The sequence below is a fragment of the Haloprofundus sp. MHR1 genome, assembly GCF_005155585.1.
Taxonomy (GTDB): Archaea; Halobacteriota; Halobacteria; order Halobacteriales; family Haloferacaceae; genus Haloprofundus; species Haloprofundus halophilus.
Window position 1 is genome coordinate 2,875,458 of the sequence record NZ_CP039833.1, and the last position, 24,759, is coordinate 2,900,216.

Here is a 24,759-nt window from a genome sequence, read left to right on the forward strand (position 1 = left end):
ACAGTCGTCGGTGCCGGAGCGTTTTACCGGCGCGAGGACCCGTCGGCCTCGGCGAGTCGGGTTCGCTTGTACGCTCCGGGAATACGCTTAACTCGCTCGGCACGTTTCTGAGACGTATGAGCAGCGGTGTCCGACTCCGCCGACCGACAGACAGAACCTGTGAGCGCTGCGGCCGCCGCGAGGCGTGGAACGACGACAACGAGTCGTGGCGCGTCGTCGTCGACGACGCCGACGAACCGCAGACCGGCAGCGTCCACTGCATCCACGAGTGGGACATCAACGGAAACTTCCTCCCTATCGAGGGATAGCCGACGGTCTCCACTCCACTCATGCCCACAGCCTACATCACCGCCCCCGAGAGCGACGCGTCGACGCTCGCACGGACGCTCGTCGACGAGCGACTGGCCGCCTGCGTGAACCAGCTCCCCTGCGCCTCGACGTACCGCTGGGAGGGCGAGGTCGTCGACGAGGACGAAGTCGTACTGCTGGCGAAGACGACCGACGACGCCTACGACGAACTCCGCGACCGGGTGCTCGAACTCCACCCGCACGAGACGCCCTGCATCGAGCGGTTCGACGAGGACGACGTGCTCGACTCGTTCGCGGCGTGGCGCGCGGGCGCGGTCGAGTCCGACGGAGAGTAGCCGAGCGAGCGGTCCGTCACCGAAGCGACTCCAGCACCGACAGCGTCCCGTCGCTGTAACTCTCTTCGAGGACCGTCTCCGCGGCGGCGCGCGCTCGCTCGTCGGCGTTGGCGACGGCGTACGACTCCTCGACCAGCTCGAACGTCGAGACGTCGTTCTCGCTGTCGCCGACGGCGACGAACGTCGTCGGGTCCAGAGAGAGCGTCTCGCAGACCGCCTTCAGTCCCCTGCCTTTCGAGACGCCCGGCGACTTCACGTGATAGGCGTAGCCGGTGTCGACGACCTCCATTCCGTACTCGTCGGCGACGGTCCTCAGCAGTTCCTCGTCGGCGTCGACGTTGACCGCGATCTCGGTCTCGCGCCAGCGGTTCGCCGTGTCGGCTCTCCCCCACCCGAGGTCGCCGCCGCGGGCGACGAACTCGTCGGCGACGGCGCTCGCGCTCTCGCGGTCGCCGGTGAACGTCACCTCGTCGGCGGCGTAGACGACGCCGCCGTTCTCGGCGACCACCGTCTCAGGAATGCCGACGAAGTGACAGAGCGCGACCGGATAGGGAAACGATTTGCCGGTGGCGAGGACGACCGGTGCGTCCCAGTTTCGGAGTACGTCGAATATTCGCGGGTCGACGGAGCCGTCGCCGCGCGTGAGCGTCCCGTCGATGTCGAGCGCGAGGGGGCGAGACATGCGGGGAGTTCGTCTCCGAAGGCGTAAATCCCGTTCCATCGGCACGCCCGGCGGTCGCACCGAGACGGGAACGGCTCCGCGGGCGAGGAAAGCTTTTGCCCGGTTTCGCCCAACGTTACCACGAACCATGAAGAAACTCATCAACGACCCGGCAGATTACGTAGACGAGATGCTCGACGGAATGGTCGCCGCTCACCCCGACCGCCTCCGACGCCTCGACGGGACGAAAGTGCTCGTCCGCGCGGACGCACCGGTCGACGGGAAGGTCGGCGTCGTCTCCGGCGGCGGAAGCGGCCACGAACCGACGCACGCCGGCTACATCGGTGACGGGATGCTCGACGGCGCGGCGGCGGGCGAGGTGTTTACGTCGCCGACGGCCGACCAACTGGAGGATATGGTCCGCGCCTGCGACGCCGGCGAGGGCGTACTCTGCGTCGTCAAGAACTACGAGGGCGACGTGATGAACTTCGAGACGGCCGGCGAGATGGCCGAGATGGAGGACGTCGACGTCGCGGAAGTCGTCGTCGACGACGACGTCGCCGTCGAGGACTCGCTGTACACGAGCGGTCGCCGCGGCGTCTGCGGCACCATCTTCGTGCACAAGATTGCCGGCGCGAAAGCCGCCGCCGGGGGCGACCTGGAGGAAGTTCGGACGGTCGCCGAGAGAGTCGTCGACAACGTCGGCACGATGGGGATGGCGCTCACCTCCTGTATCACGCCCGAGAAGGGCGAACCGACGTTCGACCTCGGCGAGGACGAGATCGAGCTCGGCATCGGCATCCACGGCGAACCGGGCGTCGAGCGCACCGACGTGATGAGCGCCGACGAGGTGGCCGACCGCCTCACCGAACAGGTGCTCGACGACCTCGAAATCGACGGCGGCGACGAGGTCGCCACCATCGTCAACGGGATGGGCGGCACGCCGCTGTCGGAGCTGTACATCGTCAACCGCCGCGTCCAGCAGATTCTCGACGACCGCGGCGTCGAGACCTGGGACGCGTGGGTCGGCGACTACATGACCTCGCTCGACATGATGGGCTGTTCGGTCACCGTGCTCCGTCTCGACGACGAACTGAAGGAACTGCTCGGCGCGCCCGTCGACACGCCGGCGCTCAAACGCACGGACTGAGCGCACAGCCGTCCGACCTTTTTTGAACGATAAGGCGGCCAGAGAGTCCGTGACCTGACGAACCGCCGTGCGACGCCCCGCGGGAGTACGACACCGCGTCGCACGGAGCGGAAGAGGCTATCGGTCGTGTCGTCTGTACGCTATCCACTGCTCAGTCGCGTCCGCCGAGCGGTGCCACCGACGCAAACACTTTGCGCCGCGGGGCCCCTCTATCGGATATGACAGACGCGGAGATTCAGCGGGAGGCGATTCTGGCGGCCGTCGAGAACGTCGCCGCGCGTATCGCGGAGGAGAAGTCGTATCTGACCGACCTCGACTCGGCCATCGGCGACGCCGACCACGGGGCGAACATGAACAGGGGGTTTCAGGCCGTCGTCGAGGCCGTCGACGACGACGAGGTCGACGAGATGGGCCCCGACGAGCTCGTCAAGTTGGTGGGCAAGACCATCATCTCGAACGTCGGCGGCGCGGCGGGGCCGCTGTACGGCGGGTCGACGATGCTCGCCAGCAAGGAGCTCGAAGGCGGCATCACCGCCGAGACGAGCGTGGCGTTCGCCGAGACGTATCTCCAGAAGGTGCAGGACCGGGGCAAAGCCGAAATCGGTGCGAAGACGATGGTCGACGCGCTCGTTCCGGCGGTCCACACGTACAAGAAGTCCATCGAACAGGACGACCTGCCACCGCTGACGGCGCTCTCGAAGGCAGTCGACGCCTGCGAGCGCGGCGTCCGCTACACCGTCCCGCTTCGAGCGCGAAAAGGTCGCGCGTCGTACCTCGACTGGCGGTCGGTCGGACATCAGGACCCCGGCGCGACGAGTACGCTGTTCGTACTGGAGGAACTACTCGAAACCGCAGCGGAGTACCTCGACGGCGAGGTGGTTCGAGACGCCCGGTCGCCGGACGTACCGAACGAGTCGCCCGAGGAGGCCGCGAACGAACCGCTCGACGAGGGGGACGAGTAGATGGTCGGCCTGGTCGTCGTCTCTCACAGCGGGAAAGCCGCCGAAGGAATCTGTGAGATCGCCGCGCAGATGGGCGGCGGCGACGCGCGTATCGAACCCGCCGGTGGCGGTCCCGACGGCGACATCGGGACGAGTGTCGACCGAATCGAGGCCGCCATCGCCGACGCCGCAGACGGCGACGGCGTGGTGGTCCTCGTGGACCTCGGAAGCGCCGTGATGAACGCCGAGGTCGCCATGGAGATGAGCGACTCGAACGTCCGTATCGCCGATGCACCGATACTAGAAGGAACGCTCAACGCCGCCGTCGAGGCGAGCGGGTCGAAGGCGACTCTCGATTCGGTCGTCGAAGCCGCCGAGGAAGCCCGAGATTATCGGAAACTAAACTGATGTCGTGTAATCTCGTCTGATGCCGTACGGTCTCGCGGGGACGAGACAACGCGCGAAGGGGCGGCTCCGACGACGGGTCGAATAACGGAGAACCGGCCGAAGCGACGGCGTCGCTTCGACGCTGGTCCCGGCGAACCCAGTCAGTGTCGGTGTATGTCTTCGATAGTCACAAAACTGCTTATCTCGCTACTCGTGGACAACTAATCGAAGGGAATCGAGGACTCCGGGCACTGTGAGACACCCGACACGACTTAGACAATTCACGGATATGACAACGATTGCAGAACTACGTACGCCGGCCGAACAGTTCGCTCTGGGAACGCTCTTCGAGCGACACTCGGAGGTCAGCACTGACGTTCTCCGGACCGCAGCGGACGGACAGAAGACGCCAGCGTCGCTCCTGTGGTTCAACCACGACGGGTCGGTGGACCTCGAGTCGGCTCTCGACCGCGACTCGTCGGTCGAGACCGCGACGCTTCTGGCGGAGTCGAACGGAAAGTGGCTCTATCAGCTCACGTGGACGCCGTCGGTCCGAGACACCCTCGAGACGTTGCTCGGATGTGCGACACTGCTCGGTGCCTCGGCGGAGAACGGACGCTGGCAGTTCCGCGTACTGTTCCCCCGACACGAACAACTCGCCACGGCACACGACCGCTGGGAATCGAACGATTTGCAGATCACCGTCGAACGGATCACCGAACTCGACGAGACGTTCGGCGACAGCGAGTTCGCACTCACCGACGAGCAGAAGGAGGCGTTCGTCATCGCTCACCGGCGCGGCTACTTCAAGGTTCCGCGAGACGTGACGCTCACCGAACTCGCCGACGAGATCGGCATCACCCAACAGGCGCTCTCGGAACGGCTCCGCCGGGCGCACAACTCCTTAGCCGAGAGTACGCTCCACCTCACGGAACTCACCGAAGACGAAGTCGAACCGCTCGGGTGACTCGGCCGTCGCCGTCTCTCCGGTTCGGCAACGCGTCCCGAGCGACCGGTTCGAAAGGAGAAGAAAAGTACAGTTAGATTTCGATTCCGAGCGTCGGCACGTACGACGAGTCCGGCAGGATGCCGAGGATGGCGAGCACCGCGATGACGAGCGAGCCGAAGACGATGGCCGCCGCCGGCGGGTCCCAGTGAGTGTCGCCGTGCGCGTAGAAGACGCGCTGGAACGCTTCGCCGAACAGCCCCGAGATGAGGCCGAAGAACGCGCCCGCGAGCAGTCCGACTACCGTCGCCCCCGCGGGGTCACCGCCGACCGCGGCGACCGCACCCGCGCTCCCGATGAGCGTGATGTGGTGGGTGACCGGAATCTGTTCGACGCCGCAGTTCAGGAAGACGAGCGTCGCCGCGCTGATGCCGAACCCGAGGAAGACGAGGCCGGTTTCGAGCGCGATGAACCCGCCGAGCAGACCGCCGAAGATGCTGAGCGTGGCCACGTTGACCCACTTGTACTGGTGGGGCAGCCACGGTTCGACCGCGAAGCGGGACTTGGTCACGGTGCCCCCGTCCGTCTGCGGTCGGTCGGTTCCGCCGTCGACTGCGGCTTCTCCGCCGCCGCTCGCGCGCATCTCCTCTCGCTCGAACGGCGACATGTCGAGCAGGCTGCCCCCGCGTACGTCGCCGATGAGCGGGTAACCGAAGGCGAGTCGGTGGATGAGCGCCGAGATGACGACGCCCATCGCGATGGAGTCCCACGGCAGGAGGAAGACGTTCGACACCTGGGTGATCCAGTAGCCGACGACGCCGAACACCGCGCCAACGAGGAGCACGTCGGGTTTCGTCCCCTGTGCGAAGGCGATGTTCTTCGCCTCGTGGTAGTCGAAACCGGTGTCCATGTAGCCCTGTTTGGCGGCGTACGCCGCCGCGGCCGCGCCGCCGGCGAAGCTAATGGCCGGCGAGAACGGCGGTCCGAAGGCGATGGCGCCGGTGATGCCGGCCGCCTCGGGGTTGACGTACTCCGCGACCTGTCCGGCGATGACCATGAAGCCGGTGAAGATGAACGCCGGGAGCGCGCCGAGCGCCGCGCCGAACGCGCCGCCCGCGAGCGCCGCCAGAATCATCACCGGGTCGACGAAGACGCCGAAACCGGTCTGCATCACCGGGACGAAACCGGAGAGACCGACCGCGGTGAGGGGTCCGAGTTTCAACATCGGTCAGTCACTCCCGTCGCGCGCCCAGTCGAGCGAGCGCTTGACCGCCTCTTGCCAGCGTTCGTGGCGTCTCTCGACGTTCTTGCCGTCCTCGGCTTCGAACTCGCGGTCGACCTGCCAGTTGTCGCGCAGTTCGTCGAGCGTCTCCCAGTAGCCGACCGCGAGCCCGGCGGCGTACGCCGACCCGAGCGCGGTCGTCTCGTCGACCTGCGGGCGGACGATCGTCGAGTCGACGATGTTCGCCTGCAGTTGACACAGGAAGTTGTTCTTCACCGCGCCGCCGTCGACGCGAAGCGTCGTCATCTCGATGCCCGAGTCCGCCTCCATCGCGTCGGCGACGTCCTTCGTCTGGAACGCGATGGATTCGAGCGTCGCGCGAACGACGTGCTCGCGGCGCGTCCCGCGGGTCATCCCGACGATGGTCCCGCGAGCGCGGCCGTCCCAGTGCGGCGCGCCCAGTCCCGTGAACGCCGGCACGAAGTACACCCCGTCCGTCGAGTCGACGCTCCGAGCGAGCGTCTCGCTCTCGGAGGCGTTCGAGATGATCTCCATGTCTTCGAGCCACTCGATGGCTGCACCGGTGACGAAGATAGCCCCTTCGAGGGCGTACTGCACCGGTTCGCCAGAGCGCTGGAAGCCGACGGTCGTCAGCAGGCCGTGTTCGCTCTCGACGGCCTCCTCGCCGGTGTTCATCAGCATGAACGACCCCGTTCCGTAGGTGTTCTTCGCGTCACCCTCGTCGAAGCAGGTCTGGCCGAACAGCGCCGCCTGCTGGTCGCCGAACGCGGCTGCGACGGGCACCTCGCTGCCGAGGAAGCCCTCCGAGTCCGTCGTCCCGTAGTAGTTGTCGTCGGAGGACGGTCGGACCTCGGGGAGCATCGCCATCGGCACGTCGAACTCCTCGCAGAGTTCCTCGTCCCACTCCATCTCGTGGATGTCGAACAGCATCGTCCGCGAGGCGTTCGTGACGTCCGTGATGTGGTTGCCCGTCAGTTTGTAGATGAGCCACGTGTCGATGGTGCCGAACAGGATTTCGCCGTCTTCGGCGCGCTCGCGGACGTCGGCGGGTCGCGCCCGCTGCATCTTCATCGGGTCGGCGTTGTCGAGCAGCCACTCGGCTTTCGTCGCCGAGAAGTACGCGTCGGCTTCCAACCCCGTCTTCCCGCGAATCCACTCGACTTTGTCCTCGGCCTCCAGTTCCTCGACGCGGTCGGTCGTTCGTCGGTCCTGCCAGACGATGGCGTTGTGGACCGGCGTTCCGGAGTCGGCGTCCCACAGCAGCGTCGTCTCGCGCTGGTTCGTGATGCCGATCGCCTCCAGCTGGTCGGCCGTCAGGTCGGCCTTCTGGAGCGCAGACGTGATCACCGACTGCGTTTTCTCCCAGATCTCGGCCGGGTCGTGTTCGACCCAACCCGGTTCGGGATAGATCTGTTCGTGTTTCTCGTACGCACTCGTGACGACGCGTCCGCTATGGTCGAAGACCATAAACCGGGTTCCCGTCGTCCCCTGGTCGATAGCGCCAACGTATGTTTCTGTTGCCATTGGTGTTTCTCCTTCGTGTGTCGGAGCTAGTCCCGCGTACTACGCTGACGTGCTAGCGCCCCACACCACAATGAAAAACCGTGCATGAAGATGATAAACGTTGCTCACTTTTCGACCGCGATACGGGGTCGAACGGTGGTTAATCTGATCGTTCGACACACACTCGTTTGGTTCGAAACGATTCTCTCCGAGAAATACAATCCGGAACTCGAACTGGTCTGCGGACGAAACCGTCCGCTTCGTCGAAGGTAGAGTGAAGTCGCCAGAAAACCCTCGTCACGGTAAACCGATGACAGATACACCCCACGTGGTCGTCGTCGGGGGCGGGTCGACCGGCTGCGGCATCGCGCGCGACCTCGCGATGCGCGGCCTCGACGTCACCCTCGTCGAACGAGGCAACCTCACCCACGGCACTACCGGCCGCATGCACGGACTGTTGCACAGCGGCGGTCGCTACGCCGTCTCCGACCAAGCGAGCGCGAGAGAGTGCATCGAGGAGAACCGCGTCCTCCGCGACATCGCCGCCCACTGCGTCGAGATGACGGGCGGGCTGTTCGTCCAGAAACCCGACGACCCGGACGACTACTTCGACGAGAAGCTCGAAGGCTGCCGCGAGTGCGGTATCCCCGCCGAAGTGCTCACCGCCGAGGAAGCCCGAGAGATCGAACCGTACCTCGCCAAAGACATCAAGAGAGCGATAAAAGTCCCCGACGGCGCTATCGACCCCTTCCGACTCTGCGTCGCCAATGCCGCCAGCGCCCAGGAGTACGGCGCGCGCATCGAACCCCACGCCGAAGTCGTCGACGTGCTCCTCGAAGACGGCGAGGTCGTCGGCATCGAAGTCGAACACGCCTCCGGCCCCGGCAAGCGCGTCCACCGAACTCCCGGCTCGACCGAGAAAATTCGCGCCGACTACGTCGTCAACGCCACGGGCGCGTGGGCCGGCCAAATCGGCGAGATGGCCGGCGTCGAAGTCGCGGTGCGTCCCTCGAAAGGCGTCATGACCATTATGAACACCCGGCAGGTCGACACTGTCGTCAACCGCTGTCGACCCAAAGGCGACGCCGACATCGTCGTCCCCCACGAGACCACCTGCATCTTAGGCACGACCGACGAGGAGGTCGAAGACCCCGACGACTATCCCGAAGAACAGTGGGAAGTCGACCTCATGATCGACACGCTCTCTGAACTCGTCCCCATCCTCAAAGACGCCCGGACGATTCGTTCGTTCTGGGGCGTGCGTCCCCTGTACGAACCACCGGGGACCGGCACGACCGACCCCACCGACATCACGCGCGACTTCTTCCTGCTCGACCACGAGGAACGCGACGACCTCCCGGGCATGACCAGCATCGTCGGCGGCAAGTTCACCACCTATCGGATGATGGCCGAGAAGATCTCCGACCACGTCTGCGAGCAGTTCGGCATCAACGCGGCGTGTCGCACCGCGGACGAACCGCTTCCGGGTAGCGAGGACTTCTCCGTACTGCGCGATTACATGGACGAGTTCGGCCTCCGGTCGCCTATCGGCCGCCGCAGCGTCCAGCGACTCGGTTCACGCGCCGACGAAGTGCTGAAAACCGGCGAGCCGAACCCCGTCGTCTGCGAGTGCGAGGCCGTCACCCGCGCCGAGATTCGGGACGCTATCGAGCAGTCCGGTTCGGACCTCAACGCCGTCCGAATCCGCACGAGAGCCTCGATGGGCAACTGCCAGGGCGGTTTCTGCTGTCACCGCATGGCGAACGAACTCTACCCACAGTACGACGAGCCAACCGCTCGCGAGGCGCTCGACGAACTGTTTCAGGAGCGCTGGAAAGGCGAAGTCCACGCGCTATGGGGTGAGCAGCTCTCGCAGGCGATGTTGAACTACGCGCTGCACGCGACGACGATGAACCGCGACGGCGACCCCGCAGCGATGGACGGAGCCGTCGACTTCGCCGCTTTCGACGGCGGGGTCGGCGTCGACGCGAGTGACGGTGAAACCGGACGCTCGGACGCGACAGCCGCGGATGGTGGAACGCGACGGGGTGAGCGCTGATGCCCATCCGAGACGACGTGGTCGTCGTCGGCGGCGGCCTCGCGGGCTCGATAGCCGCACTCTCGGCCGCCGAGGCGGGCGCGAGCGTCCGCCTCGTCTCCTACAAGAAGAGCACGCTCCGCTTCGCGAGCGGACTAATCGACGTGTTGGGTTATCCGAACGGCGACGGCCCCGTCTCGAATCCGTACGACGCGCTCTCGTCGCTTCCCGACGACCACCCGTACTCGCTCGCCGGCGAGCAAGCCATCCGCGACGGACTCGACCTGTTCGACGAGGTGACCGCCGACAGTTATCGCGGCTCACACACGGACGCGAACGCGCTCGTGCCCACCTACGGCGGCACGGTCAAACCGACCGCCCGGTATCCCGAAGCGTCGGCGGCGGGCCTCGCCAGCGATGCGCGGTCGATGCTCGTCGTCGGCTTTCGTTCGCTCACCGACTTCGACGCCCGACTCGTCTCCGAACATCTCGAAGCCGCCGGCGTTCCCTTCGAGGTCCGCGGCGCGGAGCTCTCGTTCCCGGAGGAGTTCCGCGCTGACGCCAAAGTGACTCGGTTCGCCAACGCGCTCGACAGAGACGAGGAGATTCGCTTCGCGGGCCGGTCGGTCGGGGCGCGCGAGGCGCTCGCCGAGACCGTCAAACCGCGGCTCAAAGGTGTCGAACGCGTCGGCTTCCCCTCGCTGTTAGGTGACGAGCACGCCGACGAGGTGCGCGCGGACCTCGAATCACATCTCGGTGTGGACGTGTTCGAGATTCCGATGGGACCGCCGAGTTTCCCCGGACTCAGACTCGAAAACGCGCTGTTTGCGGCGCTCGACGACGCGGGCGTGAGGATGAGTACGGGCAACCCCGTCGTCGACTACGAAGCCGACGGCGACGAGTTACAAGCCGTCCACGTCGACCAGAAACGCAGGAAGGTTCCGTACCACGCCGACGAGTTCGTGTTGGCGACCGGCGGATTGGTCGGCAAAGGCATCGACTCGAACCGCTCGCGCGTCCGAGAACCGATCTTCGAGTCGTACGTGCCGCACCCGTCCGACCGCTACGACTGGTTCGACACCGACGCCTTCGGCGACCATCCGTTCGCACGCTTCGGCGTCGTCGTCGACGACGAAATGCGCGTTTTGGACCGAAACGACGCGCCGCAGTTCGCGAATCTGCGGGCGGCGGGCGCGGTCGTCGGCGGTGCCGACGGCGCGGCCGAGAAATCGAGTAGCGGCATCTCCCTCGCGACCGGCGTCGTCGCCGGCCGAGAAGCAGGAGCGAGTATCTAACCCAATGAGCGACGCAGAACACCCAGCAGACGAGAGCAACCCGAACGTAGCACAGGACGACTTCGAACCCGTACAGGTGTTTCCTGAAGCCGACGAGATGGACCTCAGACCGGGCGCGGACAACTGTTACAAGTGTACGACATGCGACTCGGCGTGTCCGGTCGCCGAAGTCGACGACGAGTTCCCCGGTCCGAAGTTCCAGGGACCCGAGCAATGGCGCCTCAAACGCAAGAGCGACGAGGACATCGACGCGTCGGTGATGGACTGCTCGAACTGCATGCGCTGCGACGACGTCTGTCCGTCGTCCGTCCCGCTGAGCCAGATGCACAACACCGCGCGAGGCGAGTTCGTCGACGAACGGATGGAGAAACTCTCCCGAGAGTACGTTCGTAACCGCATTCTCGCCAACTACCGGACGATGGCCGAACTCGGCAGCAAGGTTCCGCGACTGACCAACTTCGTGATGGGCCTCGGCGTCACCAAACTGTTCAACGAGAAGGTGTTGGGCGTCACGTCGGAGCGGGAGTTCCCCGAGTTCGCCGCCCAAACGTTCAGAGAGTGGTGGAACGAACGCGGTGGGCCGCAGGTCAGAGACGAACAAAAGCGCGTGGCGTACTTCCACGGCTGTTACTCGAACTACAACACGCCCGAGGTCGGCAAGGCGCTGGTCCGCGTCTTCGAGAAGTTCGGATACGAGGTCGTCGTCCCCGTCCAGCGCTGTTCGGGCACGCCGATGTTCGCCAACGGGATGCTCGACGACGCGAAACGCGCCGCCGGCATCAACGTCGAGAACTTCTCTGGATTGATCGCCGACGGTTACGATATCGTCGCCTCGTGTACGTCCTGTTCGATGTCTCTGAAACAGGAGTACCCCGAACTGTTCGACTTGGACGGCATCGAGGACGTGTCGGCGCACACCTACGAGGCGATGGAGTACCTCCGCATCCACGAGGATTTAGAGGGTGCGCTCGCCGACTCGTCGGTCCCGGAGCAATCGTATGCGTACCACGCACCGTGTCACGCCCGCAATCAGGGACTCGACCGCCAAGCCGTCGAGTTGTTCCGCGAGTTGGACGGCGTCGAAATCGAGGACGTCGGGCCGTCGTGCTCGGGCATCTCCGGCACGTACGGCTGGAAAGAAGAGAAGTACGAGAAGTCGATGAAGATCGGCGAAGAGATGTTCGAGCACATGCACCACGCCGCCGGCGAGGTGGGCATGACCGAGTGTCCGACGTGTTCGATGCAGATGGAACACGGCACCGGCTACGAGATTCGACACCCCCTCCAGGTCCTCGAAGAGGCGATGGCGTAGCCGAAGTACACGATTTTTCGCCCTCGACGGCGACTCACGCAGGGCTTTTGCGCGTCGGGTCCTAACCCGCGAGCGGAGACTGTGGGCGAGCAAACTCGCCCGACGACTATGACTATCCAGACTGAAGTCCTCGTCATCGGCGGTGGAGCAACGGGTGTCGGAATCGCGCGCGACCTGGCGATGCGCGGCGTCGACGTCGTCGTCGCCGAACGCGGCGGCCTCGCCAGCGGGACCTCCGGACGGTCGCACGGCCTGCTGCACAGCGGCGCGCGGTACGCACCGGACGACGAACTCGGCGCGGAGGAGTGTATCCGCGAGAACCGAATCCTTCGGGATATCGCAGGGCACTGCATCCGCGACACGGGTGGATTCTTCGTCCAACTACCCGAAGACGACCCCGAGTTCTTCGAGGAGAAACTGGCCGCCTGCGAGGATATCGGCATCGAGGCGGAGGTGCTCGGCGACGAGGAAACCCGAGCGGAGGTGCCGGGGCTCACACCCGACGCGGAGCGAGTGATGAAAGTCCCCGACGGCGTCGTCTACCCCTCGCGTCTCGTCGCCGCCAACGCGGCGAGCGCGGCCGAGAACGGCGCGGAGGTGCTGACGCACGCGCCGGTCACGGACGTCCGCGTCGAAGACGGACGGGCGACCGGCGCGACGCTCGGCGGTGACGTAGACGAGACGGTCGACGCCGACTACGTCGTCAACGCCGCCGGCACGTGGGCCGGTGAGTGCGCGGAACTCGCGGGCGTCGAGGTGGCGATGCGACCGACCAAGGGCGTGATGGTCTCCGTCGACTATCCGGGTCTCGGCCCGGTGCTCAACCGCTGCCGCCCGCCCGCCGACGGCGACATCGTCGTCCCCCACGAGACGCAGGCGGTGTTGGGGACGACGAGCATCGAAGTCGACGACCCCGACGAGTTCGACGAGGAACACTGGGAGATACGGAAGATGGTCGAGGAGTGCTCGAAGATGCTCCCCGAAGCGGCGAAGAGCGAGATTCTCCGCACGTGGTGGGGCGTCCGCCCGCTGTACGCGCCCGACGAGGCCGAGCGCGAGACGATGGACGGCGGCGAGGGCGACGCCCGCGGCATCTCGCGCGGCTTCTTCCTACTCGACCACGAGCGAGAGGGCGTCGAGAACTTCGCCAGCATCGTCGGCGGCAAACTGACGACGTACCGGATGATGGCGGAGGCGACCGCCGACCACGTCTGCGAGGCGATCGGCGTCGACGAACCGTGTCGCACCGCCGAGGAAGAGTTACCCGGAATCGACGACGAACGGCGGTTAGACGAGTTCGTCGCGGAGTACGACGCGCGCTCGCCGTCGGACGAGGACGTGCTGACGGCGGACTGAGCCGCGACCGATTCGGTTCAGTTCCGCTCTCGAAGCGTGCGCTTCGAGGCCGCGTTTTCGCCGTCGCTTCCGCGGCGAGCGACTTCGTCGGCGTCCAGCAACGTGTCCAACCGGCGCTCGAACTCCTCGTCGGAGAGTTCTCCGGCCGCGTACTTGCGCTTTAGAATCTCCGACGGGTCAGTGTCGGCGGCGCGCTTAGCGGCCGGCGTCGACGGTGAGCCCGTCCGACCGTACTTCTCCGGCGAGTCGACGTTGCCGATGAGCGAGAGGTACACCGGCCAGAGCGTCAGAATCGTCAGCAACGCGGCGACGACGCCGACGACCGCCGCGAGCACTCCCGTGATGAACCAGACGAAGCCGAAGGAAGCCAGTCCGAAGATCGCGAGCAGGAACGCGCCGCCGGAGAGCGCGCCCGTCACCGATGCGAGGAGGAGCCGGCCGAGCATCCCGTCGGGCGTGTAGTGTTCGACGAGGCGGTGCGACTGACGGAGGGTCGACTGTTCGGGCGGGTCGCCAACCATACAGCGTGATAACAGGTAAGCTGTAAAACAGTTCTGGAGCGGTCTCTCGACTGACTGTACGGAGGGTGCGCGCCGCTCAGTCGTCCTGCGCGGACGCGGACTGCTCGGCGACGCGGGCGATGCCGATGGTCACGTCGACGCCCTCGACGTCCCACTCCTCGCGCAGGTCGAACTCCTCGTCCTCGCCGACGAACTCGCTCGTGCGGGTCTCCTCGGCGATGAACTCTCGGTTCTCGTCGACGAACCCGGCGACCCGGTCGTCGGCGACGTCGACGTACGCCCGGATGTTCTCTTCGACGTCGAGGTCGAGTTGTTTGCGCATCTCCTGTATCCGGCGGACCACGTCGCGGGCGTAGCCCTCGGACTCGATATCGTCGGTCAGGCGCGTGTCGACGTACACCGTCCCGCTCTCGAACTCGGCGGCCGAGAGGTACTCGGGCGGTTCGGCGTGGAACTCGACCATCTCCTCGTCGAGTTCGTACGTCTCGCCGTCGACCTCCGCGACGAGCGTTCCGTCCCGCGTGAGTTCGTCCCGAGACGCGCCCCGTACCGCGCCCATGATTTTCTGGGCGTCACCGCCGAAGGCGGGGCCGATGACGCTCATCTGCGGGTCGGCGCGCTCGACCAGTTCGTCGAAGCCGTCGACGACTTCGAGCGACCGACCGTTGACGCGTTCGAGCAGCAGCGATTCGAGCGAGCGAACCGAGTCGGCCACCTCGTCGGCGCCTGTCTCGACGACGACGCGCTGGACGGGCCAACGGAGTTTGCGGCCGCCCTGTTGGCGGGCGTTCGCCGCCGCCTCCTCGACGCGTCGGAGCACGTCCATGTCGGCCTCCAGTTTCGGCCGGTGGAGGTCGTCGTCGACCTCGGGGACCGAGAGCATGTGCACCGTGGTTTCGGTGCCGTCGAGATGCTGGTACATCTCCTCGGCGAGGTACGGTGTGAACGGCGCGATGAGGCGCACGGTTTCGAGCAACACCGTCGAGAGCGTGGCGTACGCGCCGCGCTTCGAATCGGAGTCCTCCTCCTCCCACATCCGCTCGCGGATGGCCTTGACGTAGAACCGCGAGACGTCGCCGACGACGAAGTCGAGCACCTCGTTGAGCGCGTCGTCGATACGGAACTCGTCCCACGCCTCGTCGACGTTCGATTTCACCGACTGCAGGCGCGAGAGCACCCACTCGTCGACGACGGTGAGTTCACCGTCTTCGAGACTCGCTTCGGCGGGGTCGTAACCGTCGAGTCGCATGTACGGCAGCGGGAAGCGGAACACGTTCCAGAGGATGTTGAGCGTCGACTGCACGTCGCCGAGACCCTCCCACTCGAACGAGAGGTCGACGCCCTGCTGGTCGTGGCTCAGCAGGTACGCGCGCAGCGGGTCGCGGCCCGCGCGCTCGATGGCCTCCTCGGGCGTGACGATGTTGCCGACGGACTTCGACATCTTTCTCCCATCTTTGTCGTTGGCGAACCCGTGCATCAGCACCTCCTTGTACGGCACTTCGCCGACCGCGGCCGTCCCCATGCCGAGCTGCGACCAGAACCAGCCGCGGGTCTGGTCGTGCGCCTCGACGATGAAGTCGGCGGGCCACAGTTCCTCGTAGTCTTCTTCGTTGCCGGGGAAGTCGAGCGTCCCCCACGAAGCCACCGAGGAGTCTATCCAGACGTCGAACACGTCGGGGACGCGCTCGTACGTCGTCCCGTCCTCGGTGATGGTCAGCAGGTCCACCGAGGGTCGGTGCAGGTCGATCTCCTCGGGATTCACGTCCTGGTCGACGCGCTCTGCGAGTTCCTCGCGCGTGCCGACGACGATCAACTCCTCGGGGTCCGGCGTCGCGTTACCCTGCGGCACCCAGATAGGAAGGGGAATCCCCCAGTAGCGCTGCCGCGAGATGTTCCAGTCGGGGGCGTCCTCGACGAAGTTGCGGAAGCGACTGTCGCGCGCCCACTGCGGATGCCACTCCGAATCCTCGATGTTGTCGAGGAGTTCGTCTTTGACGTCGGTGATAGTGATGAACCACTGGTCGGTGGCGAGGAAGATGATGTCCGTGTCGCAGCGCCAACACTGGCCGTAGCGGTGGCGGTGGGTGCCCGAGGCGAACAGGAGGCCCTTCGAGTCGAGGTCCTCGATGATCTCGTCGTTGGCGTCGCGGACGAACGTCCCCTCGTACTTGCCCGCTTCCTCGGTGAAGTCGCCGTTACCGCGGACCGGCGAGAACACGTCGAGGCCGAGTTCCTGACCGCGCTCGAAGTCCTCCTGCCCGTGGCCGGGCGCGGAGTGGACGAGACCCGTCCGGTCGGCTTCGACGTAGTCGGCGGTGTAGACCTCCCCCGCGCCCTCGAAGTCGGCGTGGTCGGGCACCTCGTCGGCGAGCGGGTGGTCGTACTCCCAGCCGACCATCTCCTCTCCGGTGACTTCGTCGACGACCTCGTAGTCCTCGTAGCGACCCTCCTTCAGGGCCTCCTCGACGACGGGTTCGGCGAGGTAGAGCACCTCGCTTTCTCCCGCTCTCTCGGCGCGAACGCCCAGGTAGGTCATCTCGCCGTCGACGGCGACGAACGTGTTCGCCGGGATGGTCCACGGCGTCGTCGTCCAGATGACGAGGTTCCCCTCTCTCCCTTTCAGCGGGAACTTGACGTAGATGCTGGGCGACTCGATCTCGTGGTACTCGACCTCGTTGTCGGCGATGGCCGTCTCGCAGCGCGGGCACTGGTTGACCGAGCGCTTACCCTGACTGAGCAGGCCGTTCTCGTGGACCTGCTTGAACGCCCACCAACCGGCCTCCATGTACTCCGGCGAGAGCGTCTTGTAGGGGTTCTCCCAGTCCATCCAGACGCCGATGGACTGGAAGTCCTCGTCCATGTTCTCCCTGTTGCGCTCGGCGAACTGCTTGCACTCCTCGATGAACGCCTCCATCCCGTACTCCTCGATGTCGCGCTTGGACTCGAAGCCGAGCTCCTGCTCGACTTTCACCTCGATGGGCAGGCCGTGCATGTCGTAGCCCGGTCGGTCGGTGACGCGGTGGCCCTCCATCCGCTTGCGTCGGATGATGGCGTCTTTCAGGGTCTTGTTCCACGCCGTTCCGAGGTGCATCTGACCCGAGGTGTACGGCGGGCCGTCGACGAAGAAGAAAGCGGGGTCGTCGGCGTGCGCCTCCTTCGTCGCCTCGTAGGCGTCCGTGTCGTCCCAGTGCGCCCGCGTCGAGGACTCCACGTCCTCCGGGGCGTACTGGTCTGCGACGTCTTCCATACAGGATGCTGTCGCCCGGCGTATATCAAAACGGTGGTCCCGCGCGTACGGTTGTGAGACGGGTCAGCGCGCGGGCGTCACACAGTCGTCCGCAGTCGTCGCACGGTCGTCGCGCAGTCATCCAATCATCCGCAGTCGCCGCGCGGCCGTCGCGCAGTCGCTCACCGCCGAACGACGTTCGGCACTTCCGGACTCCCGTTCTCTATCTCCAGGTACACGTCCCAGACCAGGTCGGCCAAGAGGTGACCGTAGAGGACGACGGCCGTCAACAGCGCGAGCGCCGGACTCACGAGGACGAGCGCGGGAACCGCGACGCCGACGACGACGACGTGGCTGAGCAGTCGCCGGAGCGTCCCGACCTCCCCGTCTTCGAATATCTCGTCCTGTCCGGCGAACACCCGCGTCGGATTCAGGAGGCACTCGCGGGCGGCGCGCCAGCTTCCGGTGTTGACGCGGGCGACGAGAAAGTGGTCGAAGTCGATGCCGACGCCGACGACCGCGGAGTACGCGAGGACGAACCAGAGCGGAAGCGAGGAGTCGACGGCGAGGACGAACAGCGCGCCGAGCGCCAGCGAGACGACGAGATGGTGTTTAGAGTAGATGACGAGTCACCTGTCGTGTGGGTCACGCGGCGAGGTGATGAATCCGGCGGGCGCGCCGGGGCGCTCGCCGAGTCGCGTCGTCAGTCGAAGTCGGGTAAGTCGTCGGGCGCTTCGAACTCGGCTTCCCAGTCGACGTAGTCGTCTTTGAGCACGTCGCAGACGACCTGCCCCAGTTCCGTGAGTCCAGCGTTTATCGAGGACACCTGCGACCAGCTGTCGAGGTCCGGGTGCACCGCTCGCTCCTTCCAGTCCTCGGGGATACCCGGCGCGTGGTAGCCGACCCGGTCGGCGAAGTCGTCCCAGAAGAAGTCGAACCGCTCGACGAGTCCGAGCTCCTCGACGATGCGCCACTCCGACTCGCTGACTTCGGCCGTTTCGGTCCACCGCTCGAACGACTCCGCCCACGCGCCCGAGTCGAGGAACTCGCCGAGTTCGTCGCGGCGGTAGTCGTCGTCCGCGATGACCTCGGCGTCGTCGTACTCGCTCGGGTCGACTGCGGACAGTTCCGGCGGGTCGGGGGTGGAAACGTCGAGTGCCATGGTTCGAGCGTCGCGGGCGAGAGAGAAAAGTACCGCGACGCCGGTCGCTCGTCGACCGGCGCTCCGTCGACAGCAGCACGTCGAGCATCCGCTCTCCGCCTCGTGCAGTTCCGTGAGCGCAACCCGAACCTACTTTCGCTCGCACGCCGAGTCGGCACGCAGACGTGACCACCGAGAGGGAGAAGATGCTTCGCGGCGACCCCTACGACCCGTTCGACCCCCGACTCGTCGAAGAACGGAGCCGAGCCCGGTCGCTCACCCGCTGGTACAACGACACCGAGGAGACCGAGACGGAGACCCGCGCGGCGCTACTGGCCGAACTGTTCGGCACCGTCGGCGAGAACGCCTTCGTCGAACCGCCGTTCCGCTGCGACTACGGCTCGCAGATTCACGTCGGCGACGAGTTCTTCGCCAACTTCGGCTGCGTGATGCTGGACGTCTGCGAGATACGGTTCGGGTCGCACTGCCTGCTCGGACCGGGCGTTCACGTGTACACGGCGACGCACCCGCTCGACGCCGAGACGCGGCGCGAGGGCGTCGAGTTCGGCGACCCCGTCACCGTCGGTGACGACGTGTGGGTCGGCGGGCAAGCGGTGCTCAACCCCGGCGTCTCGGTGGGCGACCGCGCCGTCGTCGCCTCCGGGGCGGTGGTGACGGGAGACGTCCCCTCGGACGTCGTCGTCGGGGGGAATCCGGCGCGGGTGCTGAAGGAACTGGACGACCAGTAACGACTGTCACGAACGATTCGACGCCACGTTCTTGCAGTCTCCCGTCGAAACGTGACCCATGACCGACTTGATGGAGACGTACATCGAGAACCGGCACCTCATCCAGCCGAACGACACGAACAACTACGACATGGCCCACGGGGGCAACGTCCTGAAGTGGATGGACACCGACGGCGCGCTGGCGGCGATGCGCTTCGCCGGACAGACCTGCGTGACCGCCCGGATGGAGCAGGTGAACTTCGTCCAACCCATCCCGCGCGGCGACACGGCGCTGATACAGGCGTACGTCTACAAAGCCGGCGAGACGAGCATCCGCGTTCGCATCAAGGCGTTCCGCGAGAACCCACAGACCGGCGAGACGGAACTGACCACCGAGTCGCTTTTCGTCTACGTCGCCATCGACGAGAATCACAAGCCGTCGCCGGTACCGGAACTGACCGTCGAGAGCGAGGAGGGTGAACGACTCCGCGAGCAGGCGTTGGAAGCGGAGGCGGAGTTGGCGAACGGGCGATAGAGCCGACCGTCGAGCGGTCGCCGAGTTGTCAGTCCTCGCTACAGACCGGGGTTCTGTCCAGATAATTTATGCCTCGTAGTCGACTGTGAGCGACTAATATGTCTGGAGAGGGTGGGAGCGGGAGAGACGAGTCACAAACACGCGTAGAGAGGTGCCGAAAGCTCCGGCGATACGAGTCGGTCATCGAGACGGTCGGCGACGGAATCTATCAGCTGGACCTCTCGGGTCGCTTCGTCGACGTGAACGACGTCCTCCTCGACGTCACAGGGTACTCTCGCGCGGAACTCGTCGGTGAGCACGTCTCCGTACTGTTAGACGACGACGACGTCGCTCGGTTCGCCTCGGATATTCTCGAACTCCTCCGCGAACCGACCGAGAGCGTTCGAACCCGCGAGATACCGATTCGGATGCGCGACGGCCGCGAGATTCCGGTCGAAATCAGGTTCGGGCTGCTCACCGACGACGGCGAAGTGACGGGGACGGTGGGAATCGCCCGCGACATCACCGAGCGCCGCGAACGCGAAGGACAGCTCGAGCGAGAGCGCGACCTGCTGGAGAACGTCCTCGAGACGTGTCCCGTCATCGTCGGCGTCTTCGACGCGGAGAGCCGCGACCTGGTCCGCGCGAACGACGCCGCAGCGCAGGTGCTCGACGCCTACACGAACGGCTCGGAGGTGTTAGAGTACACGGCGGGCAGCATCCCGGTGTACGACGAGGAGGGCGAACCGGTTCCCCGCGAGGAGCGCCCGTACGCGTGGGCGCTGGAACGAGGCGAACCGGTGTACGATTGGCAGGCGCAGATGGAGCTCCCCGGCGGCGAGCGGCGCTGGTACTCCATCAACGCGATGCCGCTCCTCGACGACGGAGAGGTCGAGCAAGTCGTGGTCGTCGGCGACGACATCACGCAACTGAAGCGACAGACCGAGTGGCTGCGGCGCGAGCGCGACGAACTCCGGTCGGAGCTCGACGAACTGTTCACGCGGGTCACGGACGCGTTCATCGGTCTGGACACCGACTGGCAGTTCACGTACGTCAACGAGACGGCGGAGGCGGTTTTGGAGCGCTCGGCCGACGAACTCGTCGGCGCGAACGTCTGGGAGGAGCTCCCCGAAACGGTGGGGACGGCGTTCGAGACCGAGTACCGCCGAGCGATGGAGACGCAGCAATCCGTCTCGTTCGACGAGTACTACCCGCCGCTCGATACGTGGTTCGAGGTGCGAGCGTACCCCTCCGAGACGGGGCTGTCCGTGTACTTCCAGAACGTCACCGAACGCAAAGCGCGCGAGTTCGAACTCGAACGGTACGAGACCATCGTCGAGACGGTCGACGACGGCATCTACGCCGTCGACTCGGACGCACGTTTCGTTCTCGTGAACGACGCCTTCTGCGAGACGACCGGTTACGACCGCGAGAAACTGCTCGGTGCACACGCCACGATAGTCCACGACGACGCGGTCACACCGCAGGTCGGGCGGATGGCCGAGGAGGTGAGCGAGGGGAGCCGCGAGGAGATAATCATCGAACTCGACCTCTCGACGAGAGACGGCGAGAAAGTGCCCGTGGAGAGTCGGGTCGCCCCGCTCTCGATGGCGGAGAGAGACGGCCGGTGCGGGGTCGTCCGGGACATCACCGAGCGAATCGAACGCGAGCGCGAACTCGAATCGCGGGTCCGCCAACAACAGGTCGTCACCGACCTCGGCCAGCGGGCGCTCGCCGAACGGGACCTCGACACGCTCGTGGAGACGGTCGTCGCCGCCGTCGCCGACACGCTCGAGATGGAGTACTGCGAGCTTCTAGAGCTTCACCCCGAAGGCGATGAGCTGATCCTCTGCGAGGGTGTCGGGTGGCACGAGGGAATCGTCGGCACCGCAACCGTCGACGCGAAGGAAAACTCTCAGGCGGGGTACACGCTGTGCTCGAACGAACCGGTCGTCGTCGAGGACCTCGCCGCCGAGACGCGGTTTTCGGGGCGGGGCCTGCTGCTCGACCACGACGTGACGAGCGGTATGAGCGTCGTCGTCGGCCCGCCCGACGACCCGTGGGGTATCCTCGGCGCGCACGCCACCGAGCGACGGGAGTTCTCACAGAACGACGTGAACTTTCTACAGAGCGTCGCGAACGTCCTCGCGACGGCCATCGAACGCGCCGAGCACGAGCGGGCGATGGAGGAGAGCGAGCGGCGCTACCGGACGCTCGCAGAACAGTTCCCCAACGGGGGCGTCGCACTCTTCGACGAGGAACTGCGGTACACGCTGCTCGAGGGAGCCGTCTTCGAGGAGTACGACATCTCGAGTGAGCGGCTGTTGGGGGCCGACGTCGCCGACCTCTCATCGGACGTCGAACTGGGTGACGACCTTCGTCGATACTGTCGGGACGCGCTCGACGGAGAGACGACTCGCTCGGAGTTCGAGTGGAACGGCCGGGTGTTTCAGATGTGGGCCGTGCCCATCGTCGGTGAACGTGACGAGCCGTACGCCGGCATGCTCGTGACACAGGAGATAACGGAACTGCGCGAGCGCGAGCGCGAACTCGAACAGCAGCGCGAACGGCTCGTCGCGCTGAACCACCTCAATCGAGTCGCCCGTGAGGTCACCGAAGCGGTCATCAGTCAATCCACGCGCGAGGAGATCGAACGCACAGTCTGTGAGGCGCTCACCTCCACGGATTCGTACCTCTTCGCGTGGGTCGGTGAGGTGGACGCCGAGACGGAGACGGTCTCCCTTCGCGAGGAAGCGGGCGTCGATGGCTACCTCGACGATGTAACTCTCTCCGTCGACCCCGACGACCCACGAAGTCGAGGACCGACGAGCCGGGCAGTGCAGACGCAGGAGATACAGGTCACACAGGATATCTTCTCGGATCCCCACTACGCGCACTGGCGCGAGCGGGCGACGATGTACGGCTACCGTTCCTCGGCCGCGATTCCTATCGTGTACGAAGGGAACCTCTACGGCGTTCTGAACGTGTACGCGGAGCGAGCGCTCGCGTTCACCGAGGAGGAAAGCGAAGTGCTGGAACAGCTCGGCGAGGTCGTCGGACACGCCATCACCGCCATAGAGCGCAAGCACGCGCTCACGAGCGACCAGCTCACCGAGATCGACCTCCAGATAGAGAACGTCTTCGACGAACTCGACCTGCAGGCCACCGCGACCGACGAGATTACGTTGGGCCAGTCGGTTCCCATCGGCGGCGGCGAGTACCTCGTCTACGGCACGGCGAGCGCGGACGACCTCGAAGTCGTGCGGGAGATCGTCGAGCGAGTACCGCACTGGATCGCCCTTCGCGTGCTCAGCGAGGGGTTCGGCCGGGCCAAGTTCGAGATCCGACTCTCCGAGCCGCCGGTGCTCTCGGCTATCGCGTCGCTGAGCGGCTACGTCAAGCACGCCAAAATCGAGGACGACGACTACCACATGCGCATCCAACTTCCGGTTACCGCGGACGTCCGCGAGTTCGTCGAGACCGTCCAGGAGGCGTACCCGGCCGCGGTGATGCGCTCGCAGCGTCAGGTCACGCGCACCGACGACGCCTCGAACCAAGCCGTGAGCGCGTTCTACGAGGACCTAACCGAGCGACAGCGTGCCGTCCTGGAGTCGGCGTACTACGCCGGGTTCTTCGAGTGGCCCCGCGAGAGCACCGGTGCGGAGGTCGCCGAGTCGCTGGGCGTCTCGGCACCGACGTTCTCCCAACACCTTCGGAAGGCGGAAAACAAGGTATTCGACGCCCTGTTCGCCGAGAACAGAGGTGTCTGAGCGCATCAGTCGCCGCTCCAATGCCGTCGAGGCGGGATTCGAGTCGATGCGACCGAGAAAAGCGAGAACGAGCGAATCTCGACGGATTCAGAACGTGTCGTCGTCGTCCGGCGAGAGGTCGATGGCGGAGGGTGGTCGTCCGGCGGCGTCGAGAATCTCGTCGGAGACGTAGATGGGGCAGTCGACGCGGACGGCGAGGGCGATGGCGTCGCTCGGGCGGGCGTCGAAGACGTAACTCACCGGTTCGCCGTCCTCGTAGCGTTCGGCGTCGAGTTTCGCGTAGAACGTCCCGTCCGAGAGGTCGTCGATGCGGACGCCGTCGATGGCCCCGCCGAACTCGGTCACCATCTCGACCAACAGGTCGTGAGTCAGCGGGCGCTCGAACGGTTCGCCGGCGAGTCCGAGACGGATCGTCTGTGCTTGGTCGGCCGTGACGAATATCGGAAGGACCTCTTCGCGGGCGCGGAGGACGACGGCGGGGACGTTCGTCCCGTCGGCCCCGACGCCGACGCCGATGCCCTCCACTTCGGCAGTGTGCTCCATGCTCACACGTTCGTCGTCGAAGGTAAATAGCTACCTGCGACCCGCAAATAGCGCGAACAGACACTACGGGCGGAGAGAAACGCGAACAGCACAATCGATTCTGCTGATAGCTCGACGGCGGAGCGTCGGACGCTCACCGCCGGGCGTACCAGACCGCGAAGGCGAACGCCAGAACGACGAGGCCTCCGAGGAAGAAGGCCAGCCCCGGCGGGAAGCCGGGTGCCGTCGACGCAGTCGTCTCGACGGCGGAGGTCGTGAGCTCAGTTCCCCCATCGCCGCCGGACGCCGACTGCGCGAGAAACGGTATCTCGCCGGTGGCGACGATTTGGACGACGAAACTCGCGGCCGCGAGGATGCCGACGCTCGCCAGCAGACGCTTGAGCGCCGTCTTCAGACCCGCGCTCTCGGACTCGCGGCCGGCGAAGACGACGAGCGGGCGGTCCGCGGGCGCGTAGACGTTCATCTCGCGGCCCTTCTCGGAGTAGACGGTGTCGACGACGCCGACGAGGCCGGCGTCCTCCAGTTTCTTGAGGTGGTACTGGACGTTCTGCAGCGAGGAGTCGACGCGCGACGCGAGCCCCGACGGCGTGTCGGGTTCGTCGTGGAGCTTCGAGAGGAGGGTGCGTGCGGTGTCGGAGGAGAGCGCCGACAGCAGGTCGTCGGCGTCCTCGCTGTCGACGCCGATGACCCGCGGCTCCGCCTCGTCGGCGGCGGAGGTGTCGGGCGTGGAGGGCAACAGTCTCGCCATACCGAGAGAGTATCCCACGGGTGGACTAAACCGTTTTCGTCGACGAGTCGTCCTCACTCGGCGTCAGCGACGACCTTACTCGGCGTCAGCGA

General features: G+C 65.8%; 22 protein-coding genes. 13 read left to right on the plus strand and 9 right to left on the minus strand.

The annotated features are described in order from the left end of the window. The first annotated feature begins 116 nt into the window (after nucleotides 1-116). Both FCF25_RS14575 and cutA read left to right on the plus strand, forming a co-directional pair. On the plus strand, nucleotides 117-308 hold the full coding sequence (locus tag FCF25_RS14575) for an HEWD family protein (RefSeq protein WP_117591138.1): 192 nt from the start codon (nucleotides 117-119) through the stop codon (nucleotides 306-308). A 21-nt stretch (nucleotides 309-329) separates the two neighbouring features. Continuing rightward, nucleotides 330-644, plus strand: a complete 315-nt coding sequence (cutA, locus tag FCF25_RS14580) for a divalent-cation tolerance protein CutA (protein WP_137049201.1) — start codon at nucleotides 330-332, stop codon at nucleotides 642-644. Nucleotides 645-660: 16 nt separating this feature from the next. On the opposite strand, the gene FCF25_RS14585 is transcribed toward cutA, so the two are convergent. After that, entirely contained in the window at nucleotides 661-1,326 is a 666-nt protein-coding gene (locus FCF25_RS14585; protein WP_137049202.1) for a phosphoglycolate phosphatase, read from the minus strand. Between the two features lie 127 nt (nucleotides 1,327-1,453). Between FCF25_RS14585 and dhaK the strand changes: the two genes are divergently transcribed. The 4 genes from dhaK to FCF25_RS14605 all read left to right on the plus strand — a co-directional run bounded on the left by dhaK (nucleotide 1,454) and on the right by FCF25_RS14605 (nucleotide 4,750). Continuing rightward, on the plus strand, nucleotides 1,454-2,455 hold the full coding sequence (gene dhaK, locus FCF25_RS14590; RefSeq protein ID WP_137049203.1) for a dihydroxyacetone kinase subunit DhaK: 1,002 nt from the start codon (nucleotides 1,454-1,456) through the stop codon (nucleotides 2,453-2,455). Between the two features lie 218 nt (nucleotides 2,456-2,673). Next, complete coding sequence (dhaL, locus tag FCF25_RS14595) at nucleotides 2,674-3,417, plus strand: dihydroxyacetone kinase subunit DhaL (RefSeq protein WP_117591134.1); 744 nt, start codon at nucleotides 2,674-2,676, stop codon at nucleotides 3,415-3,417. Then, nucleotides 3,418-3,804 carry a dihydroxyacetone kinase phosphoryl donor subunit DhaM gene (gene dhaM, locus FCF25_RS14600; RefSeq protein ID WP_117591133.1) on the plus strand — a complete coding sequence of 129 codons (387 nt, stop codon included), beginning with the start codon at nucleotides 3,418-3,420 and terminating at the stop codon, nucleotides 3,802-3,804. A 268-nt stretch (nucleotides 3,805-4,072) separates the two neighbouring features. Next, nucleotides 4,073-4,750, plus strand: a complete 678-nt coding sequence (locus FCF25_RS14605) for a helix-turn-helix domain-containing protein (RefSeq protein ID WP_137049204.1) — start codon at nucleotides 4,073-4,075, stop codon at nucleotides 4,748-4,750. Nucleotides 4,751-4,823: 73 nt separating this feature from the next. On the opposite strand, the gene FCF25_RS14610 is transcribed toward FCF25_RS14605, so the two are convergent. Together FCF25_RS14610 and glpK are read right to left on the minus strand one after the other, a co-directional pair. Further along, complete coding sequence (locus tag FCF25_RS14610; protein WP_168191282.1) at nucleotides 4,824-5,900, minus strand: hypothetical protein; 1,077 nt, start codon at nucleotides 5,898-5,900, stop codon at nucleotides 4,824-4,826. Nucleotides 5,901-5,957: 57 nt separating this feature from the next. After that, nucleotides 5,958-7,496, minus strand: a complete 1,539-nt coding sequence (gene glpK / locus FCF25_RS14615; protein ID WP_137049205.1) for a glycerol kinase GlpK — start codon at nucleotides 7,494-7,496, stop codon at nucleotides 5,958-5,960. Between the two features lie 289 nt (nucleotides 7,497-7,785). Between glpK and glpA the strand changes: the two genes are divergently transcribed. The 4 genes from glpA (at nucleotide 7,786) to FCF25_RS14635 (ending at nucleotide 13,476) form a co-directional block, all read left to right on the plus strand. Then, entirely contained in the window at nucleotides 7,786-9,534 is a 1,749-nt protein-coding gene (gene glpA / locus FCF25_RS14620; protein WP_137049206.1) for an anaerobic glycerol-3-phosphate dehydrogenase subunit GlpA, read from the plus strand. After that, entirely contained in the window at nucleotides 9,534-10,808 is a 1,275-nt protein-coding gene (gene glpB / locus FCF25_RS14625; protein ID WP_137049207.1) for a glycerol-3-phosphate dehydrogenase subunit GlpB, read from the plus strand. Before glpA ends, glpB begins: the two co-directional genes overlap by 1 nt. A 4-nt stretch (nucleotides 10,809-10,812) precedes the next feature. Continuing rightward, nucleotides 10,813-12,120, plus strand: coding sequence for an anaerobic glycerol-3-phosphate dehydrogenase subunit C (locus FCF25_RS14630; protein ID WP_137049208.1), 1,308 nt, complete (start codon nucleotides 10,813-10,815; stop codon nucleotides 12,118-12,120). Between the two features lie 108 nt (nucleotides 12,121-12,228). Then, on the plus strand, nucleotides 12,229-13,476 hold the full coding sequence (locus FCF25_RS14635) for an FAD-dependent oxidoreductase (RefSeq protein WP_137049209.1): 1,248 nt from the start codon (nucleotides 12,229-12,231) through the stop codon (nucleotides 13,474-13,476). Nucleotides 13,477-13,493: 17 nt separating this feature from the next. Here the strand turns inward: FCF25_RS14635 and FCF25_RS14640 are convergent, their stop codons facing one another. The 4 genes from FCF25_RS14640 to FCF25_RS14655 form a co-directional block, all read right to left on the minus strand. Beyond that, nucleotides 13,494-13,997 carry an SHOCT domain-containing protein gene (locus FCF25_RS14640; RefSeq protein ID WP_137049210.1) on the minus strand — a complete coding sequence of 168 codons (504 nt, stop codon included), beginning with the start codon at nucleotides 13,995-13,997 and terminating at the stop codon, nucleotides 13,494-13,496. Between the two features lie 76 nt (nucleotides 13,998-14,073). Then, nucleotides 14,074-17,244 carry an isoleucine--tRNA ligase gene (ileS, locus tag FCF25_RS14645; RefSeq protein WP_137049211.1) on the minus strand — a complete coding sequence of 1,057 codons (3,171 nt, stop codon included), beginning with the start codon at nucleotides 17,242-17,244 and terminating at the stop codon, nucleotides 14,074-14,076. 161 nt (nucleotides 17,245-17,405) lie between these two features. Continuing rightward, nucleotides 17,406-17,642, minus strand: coding sequence for a hypothetical protein (locus FCF25_RS15825; RefSeq protein WP_198665621.1), 237 nt, complete (start codon nucleotides 17,640-17,642; stop codon nucleotides 17,406-17,408). Between the two features lie 284 nt (nucleotides 17,643-17,926). Beyond that, complete coding sequence (locus FCF25_RS14655; protein WP_117591123.1) at nucleotides 17,927-18,385, minus strand: hypothetical protein; 459 nt, start codon at nucleotides 18,383-18,385, stop codon at nucleotides 17,927-17,929. A gap of 164 nt (nucleotides 18,386-18,549) precedes the next feature. On the opposite strand from FCF25_RS14655, the gene FCF25_RS14660 reads away from it, so the two are divergent. The 3 genes from FCF25_RS14660 to FCF25_RS14670 all read left to right on the plus strand — a co-directional run bounded on the left by FCF25_RS14660 (nucleotide 18,550) and on the right by FCF25_RS14670 (nucleotide 23,376). Beyond that, complete coding sequence (locus FCF25_RS14660) at nucleotides 18,550-19,113, plus strand: sugar O-acetyltransferase (RefSeq protein ID WP_117591122.1); 564 nt, start codon at nucleotides 18,550-18,552, stop codon at nucleotides 19,111-19,113. A gap of 58 nt (nucleotides 19,114-19,171) precedes the next feature. Continuing rightward, nucleotides 19,172-19,627, plus strand: a complete 456-nt coding sequence (locus FCF25_RS14665) for an acyl-CoA thioesterase (protein WP_117591121.1) — start codon at nucleotides 19,172-19,174, stop codon at nucleotides 19,625-19,627. A 98-nt stretch (nucleotides 19,628-19,725) separates the two neighbouring features. After that, entirely contained in the window at nucleotides 19,726-23,376 is a 3,651-nt protein-coding gene (locus FCF25_RS14670) for a PAS domain S-box protein (RefSeq protein WP_137049212.1), read from the plus strand. 87 nt (nucleotides 23,377-23,463) lie between these two features. Here the strand turns inward: FCF25_RS14670 and FCF25_RS14675 are convergent, their stop codons facing one another. After that, nucleotides 23,464-23,919 (minus strand): bifunctional nuclease family protein, encoded by a 456-nt coding sequence (locus FCF25_RS14675; RefSeq protein ID WP_137049213.1) that lies wholly within the window; start codon nucleotides 23,917-23,919, stop codon nucleotides 23,464-23,466. A 133-nt stretch (nucleotides 23,920-24,052) separates the two neighbouring features. Next, nucleotides 24,053-24,667: a winged helix-turn-helix domain-containing protein gene (locus tag FCF25_RS14680; protein ID WP_137049214.1), complete on the minus strand. Its 615-nt coding sequence runs from the start codon at nucleotides 24,665-24,667 to the stop codon at nucleotides 24,053-24,055. Nucleotides 24,668-24,759: the final 92 nt, after the last annotated feature.